The following is a 17,439-nucleotide window of genomic DNA, read 5'->3' as shown; positions in this document are numbered from 1 at the left end:
ATAGCCATGCACCCCCTAAAATTTTTCATGCTAAATTTCCTCCACTTTGGCTTAAAAGAGCTCCGAGCTTGCGTATTCGCCGGCTCGTTTTTCGCCGTACTTTTTGCGTCGCGTTACTTAAATTTGCCCATCCCGCGGTATGATTTTTTATTGATCGCCGCTGTGGTGCTGCAAATTTTGATGATCGTTTTCAGGCTTGACTCTGTAAAAAATGTTCGCCTTTACCCTAACCTAAATTTTAACTCAAATTTGCCATAATCACGCCAAAGGAAAAACGATGAAAACACTCACGATAATCGATACTTTTGGCTTCTTTTTCAGGCTTTACTACGCCATGCCAAACCTCAAAAACCGCGACGGGAGGCCAAGCGGGATGATAAGCGGCTTTGCAAATTTTATCTTAAATTTAAAGAACGAATTCCCAAGCGACTACATCATTTTTGCGCTTGAGGGCAAAGGCGAGACGCTGCGTCACAAGATCGCAGGCGATTATAAAGCAAACCGCAGCGAAGCCCCCGCCGCGCTAAAAGAACAGCTTCCCGTTTGTATAGAGATGATCGAGAAAATGGGGCTTTGCGCTATCTCGCGCGAGGGCTACGAGGCTGATGACATCATCGCCACGGCAGTGAGGCTTGCTAAGTCGCAGGATGTGTTCGTGCGCGTCGTTACGCACGATAAGGACCTTTATCAGCTCATCGAGGATGGCAAGGTCAGCATTTATAGCCCGCTTAGCAAGATCGACCACGACACGGCAAGCTGCGTGGAAAAATATGGCGTCCGCCCAGAGCAAATTCGCGATTTTCTCGCGATCGCGGGCGATAGCTCGGACAATATCCCAGGCGTCAAAGGCATCGGCGCGGTCGGGGCAAAAAAGCTGCTCGCCGAGTTTGGCAGCTTAGAGGCGATATATGAAAATTTAGCCCTCGTTAGAAACGAACGCACGCGCGAAATGCTCGCTGCCGGGCGCGAGAGCGCGTTTTTGAGCAAGCGACTCACCACGCTTTTTGACGATGCGCCTGATATGGTGGATTTTGCCCACGCGCCCTTTCCGCAGCAAAATCCTCTTTTAAAAGTCGCTGATATGCTGCGCGAATTTGATCTAAGCCGCGTGCTAAAATCGCTTCAAAACAGCGATGAAAACGCCGAATTTAAGCTAGGTTTCAATGCAAATTTACTCACTGACGAGAGCGCGATCGAAAGCCTGCTAGCAAACATCACCGAGGAGACCATCGTCGCCTTTGACACCGAGACTACGGACATCGACACGCAAAGCGCAAGGCTTGTGGGGTTTAGCTTTTGTTTTAACGACGAGGACGCCTACTACGTGCCGGTCGCTCATAGCTATCTTGGCGCGCCAAAGCAGGTAGGCACGGACTTTGCTACGTGGGCAGTGGGGCAAATTTACAAAGGCTGCGTCGTCGGGCAAAATTTAAAATATGATTTCAAGGTCGTAAAGCGAAATTTAGGGCTCGAACCGCCAGTAAATTTTAAAGATACGATGGTGCTGGCGTGGCTTGCCGACCCGTCGCAGGCTGTGGGTATGGACGCGCTGGCTAAGCGGCTGTATAACTACGATACGATCAAATTTGAAGACGTGGTGAGACGTGGTGAGACCTTTGCGTCCGTGCCGTTAGAAAACGCCGCCAAATACGCCGCTGAGGACGCGTGGATAACACTAAAATTTTACAAAAGCTTTTTAAATTTGCTCGACCCCGCGCTCATCGAGCTTGCAAACGCACACGAGTTTCCTTTTATCCTCACGCTTTTTGATATGGAGAACGAGGGCATCGCGATAAATAAGAAAAAAATGCAAAATTTGATCCTGCAAAACGACGCAAAAATCAAAATTTTAACGAGCGAAATTTATGAGCTTACGGGCGAAAATTTTAATATAAACTCCGTTAAGCAGCTTGGCGCTGTGCTATTTGAGCACTTGAAACTGCCAGTGAAAAAAAAGACCAAAACCGGTTACAGCACCGATGAGGCGGTGCTCGCTGAGCTCATAGACGCACACCCCGTGATCTCAAAGCTACTCGAATACCGCGAGCTTTACAAACTGCAAAGCACATACTGCGAACCGCTGTTAAATTTAGCAAATAAAGATGAAAATAGCAGGATATATACGAATTTTATCCAGACCGGAACGAGCACGGGCAGGCTAGCTAGCAAAAATCCAAATTTGCAAAATATCCCCGCTCGTGGCACGCTAGCAAAAGACGTACGCGAGACCTTTGAGGCGAAGGAGGGATTTAGCTTCGTCGGGCTTGATTACAGCCAGATCGAGCTTAGACTGCTCGCGCATTTTAGTCGCGACGAGGCGCTTTTAAAGGCGTTTGAAAACGACGAGGATATCCACGCGCGCACAGCGATAAGCATATTTGGTAGCGCAGATGGGCAAAACCGCGCCGTAGCAAAGAGCATAAATTTTGGTCTGATTTACGGTATGGGTTCGAGCAAGCTAGCAGGGCAGGTAAATATCTCGCGCGCCGAGGCGAAGGAGTATATAGAGCGCTATTTTAAGGCATTTCCTACGATAAAGGGCTTTTTGGAGGGTATCAAAACGGCGGCGAAAAATGAGGGCTTCGTGCGGACTTTGCTTGGTAGGAAGCGATTTTTTGACTTCACAAACGCAACGCCAATGCAGACTGCGATGTATGAGCGCGAGGCGGTAAATACGATATTTCAAGGCTCGGCGGCCGACATCATAAAGCTAGCGATGGTAAAGATCCGCCCGCTTTGCAGCGTGAGGGCAAAAATGCTGCTGCAAATCCACGACGAGCTGATCTTTGAAGTCGCAGACGAGCATGCGGCGGAGTTTGGCGAGAGCGCGCAAAAGATAATGCAAGAAATTTATAAGCTAAACGTGCCGCTAAAAACGTCGCTAAACGTAGCGAAAAACTGGGGTGAGTTGAAGTAAAAATATAATATTTTATCATATTCTTAAAATATAAGTTTAGTTTTAATTTTTAATTGATACAATCGTTATTAGCTTCATATTAAATTAGGAGTCTACATGGAATTTCTCATGAATTTGAGCGAGGGCACGCAGTTTGCCATCCAGCTTATCATCGTTTTGATTTGTCTGTTTTACGGAGCGAAAAAGGGCGGTATCGCGCTTGGTTTGCTTGGCGGTATCGGACTCATCGTTTTAGTTTTTGGCTTTGGTATCGAGCCTGGCAAGCCATCTATCGCCGTCATGCTCACGATCTTGGCCGTCGTTGTCGCGAGTGCGACACTGCAAGCGAGCGGCGGACTTGATGTGATGCTACAAATCGCCGAAAGAGTGCTACGTAAAAACCCAAAATACGTCAGTATCCTTGCACCTTTTGTAACGTGCTTTTTGACGATACTTTGCGGCACGGGACACGTCGTCTATACGATGCTGCCGATCATCTACGACATCGCGATCAAAAATAATATCCGCCCGGAGCGACCTATGGCGGCAAGCTCGATAGCCTCGCAAATGGGTATCATCGCTAGCCCCGTCTCCGTCGCAGTCGTCACACTCACGGCATTTTTAGTAAATGCAAAAAGCCCGCTTGCCGGCTTTGACGGGTATCTTGATCTTCTTAAAATCACGATCCCTTCGACATTTTGCGGTGTTTTGGCGATAGGAATTTTTAGCTGGTTTCGTGGCAAAGACCTCGACAAAGACGAAATTTTTCAAGAAAAGCTAAAAGATCCTGAATTTAAAAATTACGTCTATGGCGACTCTGCAACGCTACTTGGCAAGAAGCTCCCGGGCTCGCAGTGGGCGGCGATGTGGATATTTTTAGGTGCAATTTTGGTAGTCGCTTTGCTTGGCTACTTTAAAGATTTGCGCCCGCATTGGGATAAAAACGCGCCCGCTCAGATCGTAGAAGTCGTCGTAGACGGTAAAGCGGTCAAAAGCTTTAATATAAAAGACGGCAAGATCGTAGCCATTGTAAAAGACGGCACAGTTGCGCTAAACGTCAAAGAAAGCAAGGCGAAAAATGCGACCGCGTATGAGAGCGCTCAAATTTACAACGCCGAGGGCAAGCTCACTCAAAGTATCAAGGCTGAAAATGGCGGCGTGATGATAACCGCAGGCGAAAAGAACGAAACCATCGCAAACGCGAGCATCGCGGTAAAAGACATGATGAAAAAGAAAACATATCTTGGCATGGTCGATGTCATTCAGATGTTTATGCTGCTTGCTGGCTCGCTCATCATCATTTTCACCAAAACAGACGCGAGCAAGATCAGCAAAAATGAAATTTTCCGCTCGGGCATGATCGCGCTCGTCGCCGTCTTTGGTATCTCGTGGATGGCGGAGACGATGTTTGCCGTGCATACGCCGATGATGAAAGCAGCCCTTGGTAGCGTCGTTACGGAGTATCCTTGGACTTACGCCGTTATGCTTTTGCTCATCTCAAAATTTGTAAATTCGCAAGCCGCTGCGCTCGTGGCGTTCGTCCCGTTAGCCCTAAATATCGGTGTTAATCCGGCGATCATCCTAGCCTTTGCACCTGCTTGCTATGGCTACTACATCCTGCCGACATATCCAAGCGATCTTGCTGCCATTCAGTTTGACCGCTCAGGCACGACACACATCGGTAAATTTGTCATCAACCACAGCTTCATTCTGCCAGGACTCATCGGCGTGTTCGTCTCTTGTGTGTTTGGTTATATATTTGCCGGACTTTTTGGCTATTTAGGATAGAATTTTGGGGATTTTACTACAAATCCCCTTTATTTTTGACTTATTAAAGCAAAGCCTTTTATACGTAAAATTTTAAAGCCGGATTTACTTCAGCTTGTCGCCAAATTTCTTGATATTGCTCGTATAGACAAAGCTTAGCACCTCTGCTACGGCTCGAAATAGCTCTGCTGGTATAGTGTCTTCGACCTCGCAGACTCGGTAAAGCTCGCGTGCCAGCGGCGGATTTTCGTAAATTTGCACTCCGTGTTCGAGAGCTATTTTTCTTATCTGTAAAGCCATCATATCCACGCCTTTCGCCAGAATGACCGGTGCACTGTCTTTTGATTTGTCGTATATTACGGCGACGGCGTAGTGAGTCGGATTTGTTATCACGACATCAGCTTGCGGGACGTTTTGCATCATGCGTCTTTTAGCCGCTTGCATCTGCATACGACGTATCCGCCCCTTGACTTGCGGGTCGCCCTCCATCTGTTTGTATTCGTCCTTGACCTCTTGCTTGCTCATACGAAGGTCTTTAAAATACTGAAACCGCACGATTAGTAGGTCCAAAAGGCCGATTACAAGTAGGATCAAGAGCATGACTCCGACTAGGATTATCAGCTTTTCTTTTAGCCACGCCAGCTGATCGAACATCGATAAAAACAGAGTATGAGGCAGCTCTTTTATAAACTGTAAAAAAAAGTAGAACGCGACTCCAAATACGGCGCTAACTTTCGCCACTATCTTTACGCTATCTATCGTTTTTTTCATTGAAAATAGATTTTTTAGCCCCTTTAGCGGATTTATCTTATTTATATCGGGAGTGATGGGCTTTGTCGTAAAAATGAAACCAAATTGCATGACATTTGCGACTATTCCGGCTATCGCCACGCAGATACATATCGGCAGTATCATCAAAAGCGACCTTGCGAGGGTATTAATGACGATCAAATTTAGCGTGCTAGGAGTGATCTCTACGCCTATAAATTTACTGTAATAAATATAAAGCGCCACGACTTGTTCTCGCATGAAATTTAGCATAGCAAGCAGCACCAAGATAGCTATGACAAGTGTCGCAAAGCCCGCGATATCTTGACTTTTGGGGACGTTGCCGTCTTTTTTGGCGTCTTCTATCTTTTTGGAGGTCGCTTCTTCGGTTTTTTCCTGATCGTCGTCTGCCATTTTTACTTTGCGCTAAATTTTAAATTTTGAGCGCGTTTTCCTTTGCTGAATTTAGGCGATTATACCTAAAACAAATTTAAAATTTCGGATAGATTTCAAATTTACTTTCAACCAAAATTTATAAATTTTTGGGTATCATCCACTCCTTATAACCAACAAAGCTCCATAAATCTTTTTCACAAAAGTGCTTTTTGGTAACTTACCAAAAGAAAGGTAGAGTATGTCAAAATACGCTATTATCAAACATGGCGGCAAACAATATCGTGTCAGCGAGGGCGAGTATATCAAGCTTGACAGGTTTGAAGCCGAGGCAAAATCAACCGTCGAAATCACAGAAGTTTTGGCTGTAAATGACGGTGGTATCAAGGTAGGTGCGCCGTTCGTAAAGGGTGCAAAAGTTGTCTTAGAAGTCGTAAATTTAGGTAAAGACAAAAAAGTCGTGATCTATAAAAAACGCAGACGCAAAGACTCGAAACTTAAACGCGGTTTTAGAAGACAATTTACACGCGTTAAAGTCGTTAGTATCGCAGCTTAAAGGAGAATGAATGGCACACAAAAAAGGTCAGGGCTCGACCCAAAATAACCGAGATAGTATCGGACGCCGTTTAGGTGTCAAGAAATTTGGCGGCGAATTCGTCCGTGCAGGAAACATCATCATTCGCCAGCGCGGCACAGCCACTCACGCAGGTAGCAACGTAGGTCTTGGCAAAGATCACACTATTTTTGCATTGATCGACGGCTTTGTAAAATTCGAAAGAAAAGACAAAAACAGAAAAAAAGTTTCTGTTTATCCTGCCGCTTAAATTTTAGGAAGCTTTGGCTTCCTAAATTCCTCAAAATTCATAAAAATCAAATCTTAAACCGTAAATCGCTATAATCAGCAAAAATTTTAAGGCAAAAAATGTTTATAGATAGTGTAAATTTAACCCTAAGTTCGGGGCATGGCGGAGCCGGGGCGGTGAGTTTCAGACGCGAAAAGCACGTCATCTTAGGAGGACCTGACGGCGGCGATGGCGGTGATGGCGGCGATGTATACTTAATCGCTGACAACAACTCCCACACGCTAGCCGCATACAAGGGCAAAAGGGCGCTCAAAGCTCAAAACGGAGAGGCTGGTTCGGGGAGGCGGATGACCGGCAAAAAGGGCGAAAATCTCGAGCTCATCGTGCCGCCCGGCACTGCCGTGTATGACGCGCAGACGAATGAACTTTTGGCAGATCTTACCAAAGAGGGCGAGCGCGTGCTGTTTTTAAAAGGCGGCAAGGGCGGGCTTGGCAACGTGCATTTTAAAAGCTCGATCAACCAAGCCCCCGAATATGCGCAAAAGGGTCTGCCTGAAGAGACGTGCGACGTGCGCTTAGAGCTAAAACTCATCGCCGATGTCGGTTTAGTTGGCTTTCCAAATGTCGGCAAATCCACGCTCATTTCGACCGTTTCAAACGCGAAGCCGCAGATCGCAAACTACGAATTTACGACGCTCACGCCAAAGCTAGGCCTTGTCGAGGTCGATGAATACAGCGGCTTTGTGATGGCGGACATCCCTGGCATCATCGAGGGCGCGAGCGATGGGCGCGGGCTTGGGCTTAAATTTTTAAAGCACATCGAGCGCACTAAAATTTTACTTTATATGCTCGATCTTGCCAACTACCGAAGCCTAAAAGAGCAGTTTTTCACGCTTCACGGCGAGGTTGAGAAATTTTCGCCCGAACTTGCCAAAAGAGACTTTGCCATCGCTTTGACGCGCATGGACGCGGCGGAAAATTTGCAGCGAAAAGTCGGCGAATTTTTGCAGATTTTGGGACTTCGCGGCGAGCAGTCAAAAATAAAGGGCGAGGCTACGGGTAAATTTAACGAAGGCGAATATCCAAAAAACGGCGGCGCGGGCAAGACGGGTAAAAATTTGATTTACAAGCAAGATATTTACGAATTTGACGGCTCAAAGCCATATTTTGTCATGCCGATCAGCTCCGCGACAAATCAAAATATCGCCGAGCTTAAATTTAGCCTGCTCGAACTGCTGAAAAAGGAAAATTTCAAATGATTTTTGCTAGAAATTTGACCGAAATGAGAGGATAAAATGGCTTGGATTTACTTGATATGCGCCGGGCTTATGGAGATGGGCTGGCCCGTGGGGCTAAAAATGGCGCAGCAAGAAGGCTCGCGAGTGCTTGGGGTCTGCGTGGCGATAGCATTTATGGCGGCGAGTGGGTTTTTGCTCTGGCTGGCGCAACGCGAGATACCTATCGGCACGTCTTACGCGGTCTGGACGAGCATCGGTGCGGCGGGAACGTTTATGATTGGCGTGTGGTTTTACGGCGACGCGGCGAGCCTGTGGAAATATTTTGGCGTGCTCTTGATACTTATCGGCGTGGTCGTGCTGAAAGTCGCACCGTAAGCCTTTTGCCACATGGTTTTAACTGTAACGATGTGCTGCAAAAGTTTAAATTCGGTTTGCTCGGATTAAATTTGATTATATTTTTTAAGCAACTTTTGTGCTTTTTGTTTGACATATTCTTCAATGCGAGTTGAATTGACTATATTCTTTAACGCCTCGAATTCCTGCTTGTTTGTAAAGATCGACTTGGCGGTACTAGCACGGTTACGCATACTTTTTTCAGTATAATTCTCTTTTTCCATAAAGGTTTCGTAATCGTTATACATAAAATCTTCAAAATATTTTACAAAGAAACTTCTGCCTATACTTTTTAATTTTATTTGAAGGTTTTCTTGTTTAAACATCGCCCAAAGTCCTTTCTTTAATAAACATGAAATCAATTATACTCATACACGGTTTAAATATTAATCAAGTATTTTGTGGGGTTGAAAATTGCGTATAAATTTAAATCGATAAGGTTTTTTAATCCTCTTTTGGCTAAAATCATCTAAATTTAAAGGAAAAAGATGAATATAATTTTTATGGGCACGCCTGCGTACGCGAGGGTGATCCTGGACGCGCTTGTGCGCGCTGGTATCGGTGTCACGGCCGTTTTTACGCAGCCTGATAAACCGGTCGGCAGGAAGCAAATTTTAACGCCAAGCGAAGTTAAAATTTACACGCAGCAAAATTTGCCGCATGCTAAAATTTTTCAGCCAAAGACACTAAAAGAGGGGTCGGTCGCGGCTGAAATTTTAGCCTTAAAGCCCGATTTTATCGTGGTCGCGGCGTATGGGAAAATTTTACCAAAGAGCATACTAGACATCGCCCCGTGTATAAATTTACACGCCTCCATACTGCCTAAATACCGCGGCGCAAGCCCGATACAAGCGGCTTTGCTAAACGGCGAAAAGAATACTGGCGTGACGGCGATGCTCATGGATGAGGGACTTGATACGGGCGATATGCTGGGCTTTGCTCACGTTTCGTGCGAGGGTAAAAGATCGGCTGAGATGTTTGGGATTTTGGGCGAGCTAGCGGGCGAGCTGGCGGTAAAAACGCTTTTTAATTTTAAAAATTTGACACCGCAAAAGCAAGATGACGCGCTTGCAACGCATTGCAAAAAGATACAAAAATCAGACGGACTTGTGAATTTGAGCGAGGACGCGGAGCAAATTTACAATAAATTTCGCGCTTTTCACGAGTGGCCGGGCGTCTTTCTTGAAAGCGGGCTTAAATTTTTGGAGTTAAATTTAGCTGACGGTAGCGGCGCGGCGGGGGAGATTTTACGCATCGAAAAGGACGGATTTGTCGTGGCTTGCGGCAACGGTGCGCTTAAAATCCTCGCCCTGCAAGAAGCGGGCAAAAAGGTACTGGACGCAAAAGCCTATATAAATGGAAAGCGGCTAGTGGCTGGCAGTAAAATTTCTTAACGTAAATTTAAACGGCGATACGACTAATTTTGATAATGCTCTTTGTGGGGTAAATTTAGGAGAAAATTTGATAGTAGAATTTGTTGATAGCGTGGGTTCAACGCAGGAGATTTTGTGCGAGGGCGTGCGAAACATGACTATAGATCCGCCCTTCATGCTCGTAGCCAAAGAGCAAACTAACGGCATCGGAAGCCGTGGAAATTCGTGGCAGGGGCTTAAGGGCAACCTATTTTTGTCATTTTGCATGGACGAAGACTCTTTGCCGAAGGATCTGCCGAGCGCGTCGGCATCGATATATTTTTCGATGATAATGAAGGAAATTTTAAGCTTAAAAGGCTCTAAAATTTGGGTCAAATGGCCAAATGATTTTTATATGGATGATAAAAAAATAGGCGGCACCATCACGACAAAGATAAATTCCGTTTATGTTTGTGGCATGGGTATGAACCTGCAAAATGCTCCTGAAAATGCGGGGGTTTTGGACATAAATATAGCCGTAAACGACGTAGTTTGGGACTTTGTGCAAATGCTAGAAAAAAAGATTTTATGGAAGCAGACTTTTAGCAAATTTAGGATAGACTTTCAGAAATCAAAAAAATTCATCACACATATAGGTGAGCAGGCGGTATCGCTCGAGGGTGCGCAGCTTTGTGATGACGGCGCGATTTTATTAAACGAAAAAAAGGTGTATTCTTTAAGATGAGTGAAGTTATAACGATAGCAAATCAAAAAGGTGGGGTCGGAAAGACGACTACGGCTGTAAATTTAGCTGCATCTTTGGCGGTTGCCGAGAAAAAGGTTTTGCTCGTGGATATCGATCCTCAGGCGAATGCGACGACCGGGCTAGGATTTAACAGAAGCGATTATGAGTTTAATATCTATCACGTTTTGACCGATCGCAAAAAACTCTCTCAGATCGTTCTTAAAACCGAGATACCTACGCTATTTTTAGCCCCCTCAAACATCGGACTAGTCGGCATAGAGCAAGAATTTAACGATCAAAACAAAGACTATAAGCTGATTTTAAAAAATAAAATCGCAGAGGTCATAGATGACTATGACTTCATCATTATCGATAGCCCTCCCGCGCTTGGTAGCATAACGATAAATGCGCTTAGTGCGAGCGATAGTGTGATAATCCCGATACAATGCGAATTTTACGCGCTTGAAGGTCTGGCACTCATCCTAAACACCGTTAAAATCATCAAAAAGACGATAAACCCAAAGCTTAGCATCAAGGGATTTTTGCCGACGATGTTCAGCTCGCAAAACAACCTCTCAAAAGAGACGATCGCAAATTTAAAACAGCATTTTAAACATAAACTTTTTACGAGCAAGGACGACAAGGACGATCTGGTCGTTATCCCTCGTAATGTCAAATTAGCCGAGAGCCCTAGCTTTGGCAAGCCGGTCATCCTTTACGATATAAAATCGCCGGGCTCGATAGCGTATCAAAATTTGGCATATTCGATTTTAAATTGAAATTTTAAGGATCTAGATAGTGAAGAAAAAGAGTTTGGGGCGCGGACTTAGTGCGATATTTGAGGATGTGGAGCAGGCATATAAAAAAGAATTTGCAGATCTTAGCTCGGACTCGGATATCGTCGAAGAGATAGAGATAGCTAAAATTTTGCCAAACCCTTACCAGCCGCGTCAACATTTTGACGAGGAGGCGCTAAAAGAGCTTAGTGAGAGCATAAAAAGACACGGGCTCATCCAGCCTATAATCGTCATAAAAAAAGACGACGGCTATATGCTGATCGCCGGCGAGCGCAGATACCGCGCTACAAAGATGCTGGGCGAACGCAAGATCAAAGCCATCATAGCCGATCTGAAATCTCAAAATTTACGCGAGCTTGCACTTATAGAAAATATCCAACGTGAAAATTTAAACCCGATAGAGCTTGCAAATTCCTACAAAGAGCTCATCAACGAATACAAAATCACCCAAGACGGGCTCGCAAACATCATACACAAAAGCAGGACTCAGATAACAAACACTATGAGGCTTCTTTTGCTCAGTAAATCCACGCAAAAACTACTGCAAGAAGACAAGCTAACTCAAGGTCACGCAAAGGTCATCGTAGGTCTTAGTGTGGGCGATGAAAAGATGATCGTAGATACCGTGATCGGTCAGAAGCTAAGCGTGAGAGAGACTGAAAATTTAGTCAAAAAGCTCAAAAACAAAGACTTGCAAAAAAAAGAAAAACCGAGCATTTCAAAAGAGTATGCCGATAAACTCTTGAAACTTCAGGGCGTATTCGAGGTTTTTGATATAAAATCCAAAATCAAATCTAAAAATTTAATACTAGAATTTAGCGATACGACGCAGATCGAAAAATTTATAGATAAGCTGAAATAAAATTTTAAATTTAATTTTATTTTTTACAATTTTATTGTAAAATCAGCTCCGATTTTAGTTTTTAAATGAAACTTAATAATTAAGTAAGGAGAGTGAATGTTAGAGATAGATGTGCCTCTAGTCATCTTGACGGCTGTCGTTTTCTTGGCTCTAATCGCTATTTTAAATCCTCTGCTTTATAAACCTATGCTCAAATTTATGGACGATAGAAATGCGTCTATAAAGGAGGACGAGGAGAATACGAGCAAAAATGCAAGCGATCTTAGCGTGCATGAAAAGGAGATCGAAAATATCATATTAAACGCCAGAGCCGAAGCCAACAAAATAAGACAAGATGCGCTTAGTGCGGCAAAAGAGGCTGCGCTTAAAGAGATCGAGGCTAAAAAGTCTGCACTTGAGGCGGATTATGAAGCGTTTTTGAATGCTTTAAGTACTCAAAAAGACGAGCTTAAAGCCGATCTGTCTTCGAGATTGCCCGAGCTTAAAGCGGCGTTAAACGCCAAGCTGGCTAAAATTTAAAGGAGTCTTATGAGGATCAAAATTTTACTTCTTGTTTTGCCATTTTTTGCTTTTGCTAGCGAGCATGGCGGAGCGAACTACGATATCATCGAAAGAGCTCTGAATTTTCTATTATTTTTTGGAATTTTGCTGTATTTCATCGCTAAGCCTCTAAAAGATCTCTATCAAAGCAGGATAGACAAGATAGCGGCCAAATTGGAAAGTATCCAAGAAAAGCTTCGCGCTTCAAAGCTCAAAAAAGACGATGCCTTAAAACGTGTCGAAGAGGCGAAACTAAATGCGAGCAGTCTAGTCGAAACGGCCAGGAAAGAGGCGGTAAATTTAGCCCAAAAGGTGAAAAAAGACGCTGAGCTTGAGATGGCAAATATCCAAAAAAGCTTTAAAGATCAAAAAGACTTCGAGGAGCGCAAGACTACAAAAAATGTCGTGAGCGAAATTTTAAATGATATTTTTGCCAGCGACAGCCTAAAAGTCGATCAAAAAGAGCTCATAAATATCATACTTAAAAAGGTCGGCTGATGAATGAAGTAGTAGCAAAAAAATATGTCAAAGCCATTTTGAGCGATGTAAATTCCGCCCAACTGGCTAAATTTATATCAAACCTCAGTGAAATTTCAGCTGCTTTTGAAATAGAAAAATTTAGAAATATAATAAGCCTTCCTACCTTGAAAAATTCCGCAAAAGCGGAATTTATACTATCTTTAGTGCAAGATCCAAGTGAAAATTTCAAAAATTTCATCAAGCTGCTTGGAGCGAACAAAAGGCTTAGCCTCATACCAGCCATACTAAACGAGATAAAGAGCGAACAAGCGTTGCTGGATAATATCTATCACGGTAGCGTTTATGGAAATTTTGAGCTAAATGGCGAGCAATTAAGCGCCCTTGAAGATAAATTTTCGAAGCGCTTTGATGCTAAGGTCAAGCTTGAGGGCTCAAAGAGCGACTACAACGGTATCAAGGTAGAGCTGGACGATTTGGGAGTCGAGGCGAGCTTTTCTATGGATAGGCTCAAAACCCAAATGAGTGAATATATATTAAAAGCAATTTAAAAAGGAGTAAAAGCGTGAGTGCAAAAATTAAAGCTGACGAAATTAGCGCTATAATCAAAGAGCGAATCGAAAATTTTGATCTAAGCGTCGACGTCGAAGAAACAGGCAAAGTCATCTCTGTCGCTGACGGTGTCGCAAATGTTTATGGTCTTAAAAATATCATGGCCGGCGAGATGGTAGAATTTGAGGGCGGCGAAAAAGGCATGGCTCTCAACCTTGAAGAAAGTAGCGTAGGTATCGTTATTTTAGGCAAAACTAGCGGTATAACCGAAGGAAGCTCTGTTAAAAGGCTTAAAAAGCTTTTACGCGTCCCTGTCGGCGATGCTTTGATCGGACGCGTCGTAAATTCACTTGGTGAACCGATCGATGCAAAAGGACCGATCGAAGCTACCGAAACTCGCTTCGTCGAGGAAAAAGCCAAAGGTATCATGGCTAGAAAATCAGTCCATGAGCCGCTACAAACCGGTATCAAGGCCATCGACGCACTTGTGCCGATCGGCCGCGGGCAACGTGAGCTGATTATCGGTGACCGTCAAACCGGCAAAACGACCGTCGCGATAGATACTATCATCAATCAAAAAGGACAAGACGTCATTTGTATTTACGTTGCCATCGGACAAAAACAATCAACCGTCGCACAAGTCGTTAAAAAACTCGAAGAATATGGCGCTATGGACTACACGATAGTCGTAAATGCCGGTGCGTCTGATGCCGCTGCGCTTCAATATCTCGCACCGTATGCTGGCGTAACGATGGGCGAATACTTCCGTGACAACTCACGCCACGCGCTAATCATCTATGATGATCTATCAAAGCATGCCGTCGCATATCGCGAGATGTCTTTGATCTTGCGCCGCCCACCTGGCCGCGAAGCTTATCCTGGTGACGTATTTTATCTACACTCACGCCTTTTGGAACGCGCCAGTAAGCTAAATGACGCTTTGGGCGCCGGTTCGCTTACGGCTTTGCCTATCATCGAGACGCAAGCGGGCGACGTTTCGGCATATATCCCGACAAACGTCATTTCTATCACCGACGGGCAAATTTTCCTTGAGAGCGATCTTTTTAACTCCGGTATCCGTCCTGCGATCAACGTCGGACTTTCAGTCTCACGTGTCGGTGGTGCGGCTCAGATAAAAGCGACGAAGCAAGTTTCTGGTAATTTAAGGCTTGACTTGGCGCAATATCGCGAACTTCAAGCGTTCGCTCAATTTGCAAGCGACCTTGACGAGAGCTCAAGAAAGCAGCTAGAGCGCGGACAAAAGATGGTCGAAGTGCTTAAACAGCCTCCGTATTCTCCTTTGTCGGTCGAAAATCAAGTCGTCATCATATTTGCCGGATCTAAAGGCTATCTTGATGATATCGCGACAGCCAGTGTTACAAAATTTGAAGCGGAGCTTTATCCATATATAGAGGCAAAATATCCTGAAATTTTCGAACAAATCAGGACGAAAAAAGTTCTTGATAAAGAGATAGAAGAGCTTTTACATAAGGCACTGAAAGACTTTAAAGCGACTTTCTCGGTCGCATAAGGCTAAAACATGTCAAATTTAAAAGATATAAAACGAAAGATCAAGAGCGTCCAAAACACTCAAAAGACGACGCGTGCGATGAAGCTCGTCTCTACCGCCAAGCTTAGAAAAGCGGAAGAGGCGGCACGCTACTCCAGGGTCTATGCGCTTAAGATCAATGAAGTTTTATCAGAGATAGCTTATAAGATAAATCAATACGCTTCGGTCGTTTCCGAGAGTAAATTTTTCGATATCAAAGAAAATATCGAAAAGGTTGATATCATATTCGTTACCGCTGATAAGGGGCTTTGCGGTGGATTTAACGTCCAGACCATTAAAACCGTAAGGCATATGATAGATGAATTTAAAGCCAAGAAGATTAAAGTTCGCTTACGTGCCGTCGGCAAAAAAGGCATAGAATTTTTTAATTTTCAAGGTGTAGATCTGCTTGAGACGTATATAGGCGCTAGTTCTTCTCCGACTTACGAGAAAGCACAAAATATCATCAAAGATGCCATAGATGATTTCGTGAACGGGGTCACAGACAAGGTTATTTTAGTCCACAACGGCTATAAAAATATGATCTCTCAAGAAATCAGAGTAAATGACATCGTGCCTATTGAGCCGTCCAAGATCATCGGCGTAGAGACGAATTCTTTGATGGAATTCGAGCCTGAGGATAATTATTCTAAAATTTTGGATGAATTATTAACAAAATATTTTGAATACAGTATGTATTATTCTTTGATTGATTCACTTGCTGCCGAGCATAGTGCGAGGATGCAAGCGATGGACAATGCGACGAATAATGCTAAAGAGCGTGTAAAACAACTAAATCTTGCCTATAACAAAGCAAGGCAAGAGTCCATCACTACTGAGCTTATAGAGATCATCAGTGGTGTTGAATCAATGAAATAAAAGGAGTATGAATGAAGGGTGTTATTAGTCAAGTTATGGGCCCTGTGGTCGATGTTGACTTTAATGACTACTTGCCAAAGATCAACGAAGCTATCGAGGTTTATTTTGAGGTTGAGGGCAAGAAAAATAGATTGATCCTGGAGGTCGCGGCTCACTTGGGTGATAACCGCGTCAGAACGATCGCTATGGATATGAGTGAGGGGCTTACTCGCGGGCTTGAAGCTACCGCTCTTGGTGCGCCTATTAGTGTGCCGGTTGGCGAGAAGGTTTTGGGAAGAATTTTTAACGTCGTCGGCGATCTCATCGACGAGGGCGAGGGCGTAAATTTTGATAAACATTGGTCTATCCACCGCGATCCGCCACCATTTGAAGAACAAAGCACGAAAAGTGAAATTTTTGAAACCGGTATAAAGGTTGTGGATCTTCTTGCGCCTTACGCAAAGGGCGGTAAGGTCGGACTATTTGGCGGTGCAGGTGTCGGTAAAACGGTCATCATCATGGAGCTCATCCACAATGTCGCCTTCAAACACAGCGGATACTCTGTATTTGCAGGTGTTGGCGAGAGGACGCGCGAAGGAAACGACCTTTATCACGAGATGAAAGAAAGTAACGTTTTGGATAAAGTCGCCTTGTGCTACGGACAGATGAACGAGCCGCCAGGGGCGAGAAATCGTATCGCACTGACTGGTCTAACGATGGCTGAGTATTTCCGCGATGAGATGGGACTTGATGTGCTTATGTTTATCGACAACATCTTCCGCTTCTCTCAATCTGGTGCAGAGATGTCGGCACTCCTCGGACGTATCCCATCAGCCGTTGGTTACCAGCCGACGCTGGCAAGCGAGATGGGTAAATTTCAAGAAAGGATCACATCGACTAAAAAAGGCTCGATCACATCCGTTCAAGCCGTTTATGTTCCGGCTGACGACCTTACAGACCCGGCTCCTGCGACTGTTTTTGCGCACCTTGATGCGACGACGGTTCTTAACCGTGCGATAGCTGAAAAGGGAATTTATCCTGCGGTCGATCCGCTTGATTCTACTTCAAGAATGCTTGATCCGCAAATTTTAGGCGAGGATCATTATAAAGTGGCTCGCGGCGTTCAGGCTGTGCTTCAAAAATATAAAGACCTTCAAGACATCATCGCTATCCTTGGTATGGACGAGCTTAGCGAAGAAGACAAACTGACTGTCGATAGGGCTAGAAAGATCGAGAGATTTTTATCTCAGCCGTTCTTTGTCGCCGAGGTTTTCACAGGAAGCCCCGGTAAATATGTAAGCCTAGAGGAAAATATAGCCGGATTTAAAGGAATTTTGGACGGCAAATATGATAGTCTGCCTGAAGCGGCGTTTTATATGGTAGGCAATATCGATGAGGCGCTGGCTAAAGCTGAAAAGCTTAAGGCTTAAAATTTTAAATTTAAGGAAG

General features: G+C 44.5%; 19 protein-coding genes. 17 read left to right on the top strand and 2 right to left on the bottom strand.

Annotated features, from left to right (window positions below):
• The first annotated feature begins 6 nt into the window (after positions 1 to 6).
• From CCVT_RS10135 to CCVT_RS07645, 3 genes are all read left to right on the top strand, one after another.
• Positions 7 to 258: a DUF817 family protein gene (locus tag CCVT_RS10135; RefSeq protein WP_018136078.1), complete on the top strand. Its 252-nt coding sequence runs from the start codon at positions 7 to 9 to the stop codon at positions 256 to 258.
• Between the two features lie 19 nt (positions 259 to 277).
• A complete protein-coding gene (gene polA / locus CCVT_RS07650) occupies positions 278 to 2,917 on the top strand; it encodes a DNA polymerase I (RefSeq protein ID WP_018136079.1) in 2,640 nt (879 codons plus the stop codon).
• A gap of 96 nt (positions 2,918 to 3,013) precedes the next feature.
• Positions 3,014 to 4,684, top strand: coding sequence for an anaerobic C4-dicarboxylate transporter (locus tag CCVT_RS07645; protein ID WP_018136080.1), 1,671 nt, complete (start codon positions 3,014 to 3,016; stop codon positions 4,682 to 4,684).
• Between the two features lie 84 nt (positions 4,685 to 4,768).
• Here the strand turns inward: CCVT_RS07645 and flhB are convergent, their stop codons facing one another.
• Complete coding sequence (gene flhB, locus CCVT_RS07640) at positions 4,769 to 5,845, bottom strand: flagellar biosynthesis protein FlhB (protein WP_018136081.1); 1,077 nt, start codon at positions 5,843 to 5,845, stop codon at positions 4,769 to 4,771.
• A gap of 220 nt (positions 5,846 to 6,065) precedes the next feature.
• Between flhB and rplU the strand changes: the two genes are divergently transcribed.
• The 4 genes from rplU (at position 6,066) to CCVT_RS07620 (ending at position 8,240) form a co-directional block, all read left to right on the top strand.
• The gene (gene rplU, locus CCVT_RS07635; protein ID WP_009649284.1) at positions 6,066 to 6,380 is read left to right on the top strand and encodes a 50S ribosomal protein L21; all 315 of its coding nucleotides are present in this window, start codon (positions 6,066 to 6,068) and stop codon (positions 6,378 to 6,380) included.
• A gap of 10 nt (positions 6,381 to 6,390) precedes the next feature.
• On the top strand, positions 6,391 to 6,648 hold the full coding sequence (gene rpmA / locus CCVT_RS07630) for a 50S ribosomal protein L27 (protein WP_009649335.1): 258 nt from the start codon (positions 6,391 to 6,393) through the stop codon (positions 6,646 to 6,648).
• A 98-nt stretch (positions 6,649 to 6,746) separates the two neighbouring features.
• Positions 6,747 to 7,886 carry a GTPase ObgE gene (obgE, locus tag CCVT_RS07625; RefSeq protein WP_026175413.1) on the top strand — a complete coding sequence of 380 codons (1,140 nt, stop codon included), beginning with the start codon at positions 6,747 to 6,749 and terminating at the stop codon, positions 7,884 to 7,886.
• A 36-nt stretch (positions 7,887 to 7,922) separates the two neighbouring features.
• The gene (locus tag CCVT_RS07620) at positions 7,923 to 8,240 is read left to right on the top strand and encodes a DMT family transporter (protein ID WP_018136082.1); all 318 of its coding nucleotides are present in this window, start codon (positions 7,923 to 7,925) and stop codon (positions 8,238 to 8,240) included.
• Between the two features lie 65 nt (positions 8,241 to 8,305).
• Here CCVT_RS07620 and CCVT_RS07615 read toward each other — a convergent pair whose 3' ends face one another.
• Positions 8,306 to 8,584, bottom strand: coding sequence for a hypothetical protein (locus tag CCVT_RS07615; protein ID WP_018136083.1), 279 nt, complete (start codon positions 8,582 to 8,584; stop codon positions 8,306 to 8,308).
• A 162-nt stretch (positions 8,585 to 8,746) separates the two neighbouring features.
• Here CCVT_RS07615 and fmt point away from each other — a divergent pair, with 162 nt between their 5' ends.
• The 10 genes from fmt (at position 8,747) to atpD (ending at position 17,420) form a co-directional block, all read left to right on the top strand.
• Positions 8,747 to 9,652, top strand: a complete 906-nt coding sequence (fmt, locus tag CCVT_RS07610) for a methionyl-tRNA formyltransferase (RefSeq protein WP_018136084.1) — start codon at positions 8,747 to 8,749, stop codon at positions 9,650 to 9,652.
• 67 nt (positions 9,653 to 9,719) lie between these two features.
• Positions 9,720 to 10,355 carry a biotin--[acetyl-CoA-carboxylase] ligase gene (locus tag CCVT_RS07605; protein WP_018136085.1) on the top strand — a complete coding sequence of 212 codons (636 nt, stop codon included), beginning with the start codon at positions 9,720 to 9,722 and terminating at the stop codon, positions 10,353 to 10,355.
• The gene (locus CCVT_RS07600; RefSeq protein WP_009649343.1) at positions 10,352 to 11,134 is read left to right on the top strand and encodes a ParA family protein; all 783 of its coding nucleotides are present in this window, start codon (positions 10,352 to 10,354) and stop codon (positions 11,132 to 11,134) included. The genes CCVT_RS07605 and CCVT_RS07600 overlap by 4 nt, the downstream gene beginning before the upstream one ends.
• 16 nt (positions 11,135 to 11,150) lie before the next feature.
• Positions 11,151 to 12,014: a ParB/RepB/Spo0J family partition protein gene (locus tag CCVT_RS07595; protein ID WP_026175414.1), complete on the top strand. Its 864-nt coding sequence runs from the start codon at positions 11,151 to 11,153 to the stop codon at positions 12,012 to 12,014.
• A gap of 96 nt (positions 12,015 to 12,110) precedes the next feature.
• On the top strand, positions 12,111 to 12,533 hold the full coding sequence (locus tag CCVT_RS07590) for a FoF1 ATP synthase subunit B' (RefSeq protein ID WP_018136087.1): 423 nt from the start codon (positions 12,111 to 12,113) through the stop codon (positions 12,531 to 12,533).
• Between the two features lie 9 nt (positions 12,534 to 12,542).
• On the top strand, positions 12,543 to 13,052 hold the full coding sequence (locus CCVT_RS07585) for a F0F1 ATP synthase subunit B (protein ID WP_018136088.1): 510 nt from the start codon (positions 12,543 to 12,545) through the stop codon (positions 13,050 to 13,052).
• Positions 13,052 to 13,582 (top strand): F0F1 ATP synthase subunit delta, encoded by a 531-nt coding sequence (locus CCVT_RS07580; protein ID WP_018136089.1) that lies wholly within the window; start codon positions 13,052 to 13,054, stop codon positions 13,580 to 13,582. Before CCVT_RS07585 ends, CCVT_RS07580 begins: the two co-directional genes overlap by 1 nt.
• Before the next feature lie 14 nt (positions 13,583 to 13,596).
• Positions 13,597 to 15,114, top strand: a complete 1,518-nt coding sequence (gene atpA, locus CCVT_RS07575; protein WP_018136090.1) for a F0F1 ATP synthase subunit alpha — start codon at positions 13,597 to 13,599, stop codon at positions 15,112 to 15,114.
• A gap of 9 nt (positions 15,115 to 15,123) precedes the next feature.
• Positions 15,124 to 16,011 (top strand): ATP synthase F1 subunit gamma, encoded by an 888-nt coding sequence (gene atpG / locus CCVT_RS07570; protein WP_009649341.1) that lies wholly within the window; start codon positions 15,124 to 15,126, stop codon positions 16,009 to 16,011.
• An 11-nt stretch (positions 16,012 to 16,022) separates the two neighbouring features.
• A complete protein-coding gene (gene atpD / locus CCVT_RS07565) occupies positions 16,023 to 17,420 on the top strand; it encodes a F0F1 ATP synthase subunit beta (protein WP_018136091.1) in 1,398 nt (465 codons plus the stop codon).
• Positions 17,421 to 17,439 lie beyond the last annotated feature (19 nt).

It is taken from the genome of Campylobacter curvus, assembly GCF_013372125.1.
Lineage (GTDB): Bacteria > Campylobacterota > Campylobacteria > Campylobacterales > Campylobacteraceae > Campylobacter_A > Campylobacter_A curvus.
This window is presented reverse-complemented; position numbering and strand designations above follow the sequence as displayed.

Bases quoted from the DNA above. Each gene is read 5' to 3' on its own strand.
- obgE (WP_026175413.1), top strand. From the start codon at position 6,747: ATGTTTATAGATAGTGTAAATTTAACCCTAAGTTCGGGGCATGGCGGA.
- CCVT_RS07580 (WP_018136089.1), top strand. From the start codon at position 13,052: ATGAATGAAGTAGTAGCAAAAAAATATGTCAAAGCCATTTTGAGCGAT.
- atpD (WP_018136091.1), top strand. From the start codon at position 16,023: ATGAAGGGTGTTATTAGTCAAGTTATGGGCCCTGTGGTCGATGTTGAC.
- CCVT_RS07590 (WP_018136087.1), top strand. From the start codon at position 12,111: ATGTTAGAGATAGATGTGCCTCTAGTCATCTTGACGGCTGTCGTTTTC.
- CCVT_RS07645 (WP_018136080.1), top strand. From the start codon at position 3,014: ATGGAATTTCTCATGAATTTGAGCGAGGGCACGCAGTTTGCCATCCAG.
- fmt (WP_018136084.1), top strand. From the start codon at position 8,747: ATGAATATAATTTTTATGGGCACGCCTGCGTACGCGAGGGTGATCCTG.
- flhB (WP_018136081.1), bottom strand. From the start codon at position 5,845: ATGGCAGACGACGATCAGGAAAAAACCGAAGAAGCGACCTCCAAAAAG.
- polA (WP_018136079.1), top strand. From the start codon at position 278: ATGAAAACACTCACGATAATCGATACTTTTGGCTTCTTTTTCAGGCTT.
- CCVT_RS07600 (WP_009649343.1), top strand. From the start codon at position 10,352: ATGAGTGAAGTTATAACGATAGCAAATCAAAAAGGTGGGGTCGGAAAG.
- rplU (WP_009649284.1), top strand. From the start codon at position 6,066: ATGTCAAAATACGCTATTATCAAACATGGCGGCAAACAATATCGTGTC.
- atpG (WP_009649341.1), top strand. From the start codon at position 15,124: ATGTCAAATTTAAAAGATATAAAACGAAAGATCAAGAGCGTCCAAAAC.
- CCVT_RS10135 (WP_018136078.1), top strand. From the start codon at position 7: ATGCACCCCCTAAAATTTTTCATGCTAAATTTCCTCCACTTTGGCTTA.
- CCVT_RS07615 (WP_018136083.1), bottom strand. From the start codon at position 8,584: ATGTTTAAACAAGAAAACCTTCAAATAAAATTAAAAAGTATAGGCAGA.
- CCVT_RS07585 (WP_018136088.1), top strand. From the start codon at position 12,543: ATGAGGATCAAAATTTTACTTCTTGTTTTGCCATTTTTTGCTTTTGCT.
- CCVT_RS07620 (WP_018136082.1), top strand. From the start codon at position 7,923: ATGGCTTGGATTTACTTGATATGCGCCGGGCTTATGGAGATGGGCTGG.
- rpmA (WP_009649335.1), top strand. From the start codon at position 6,391: ATGGCACACAAAAAAGGTCAGGGCTCGACCCAAAATAACCGAGATAGT.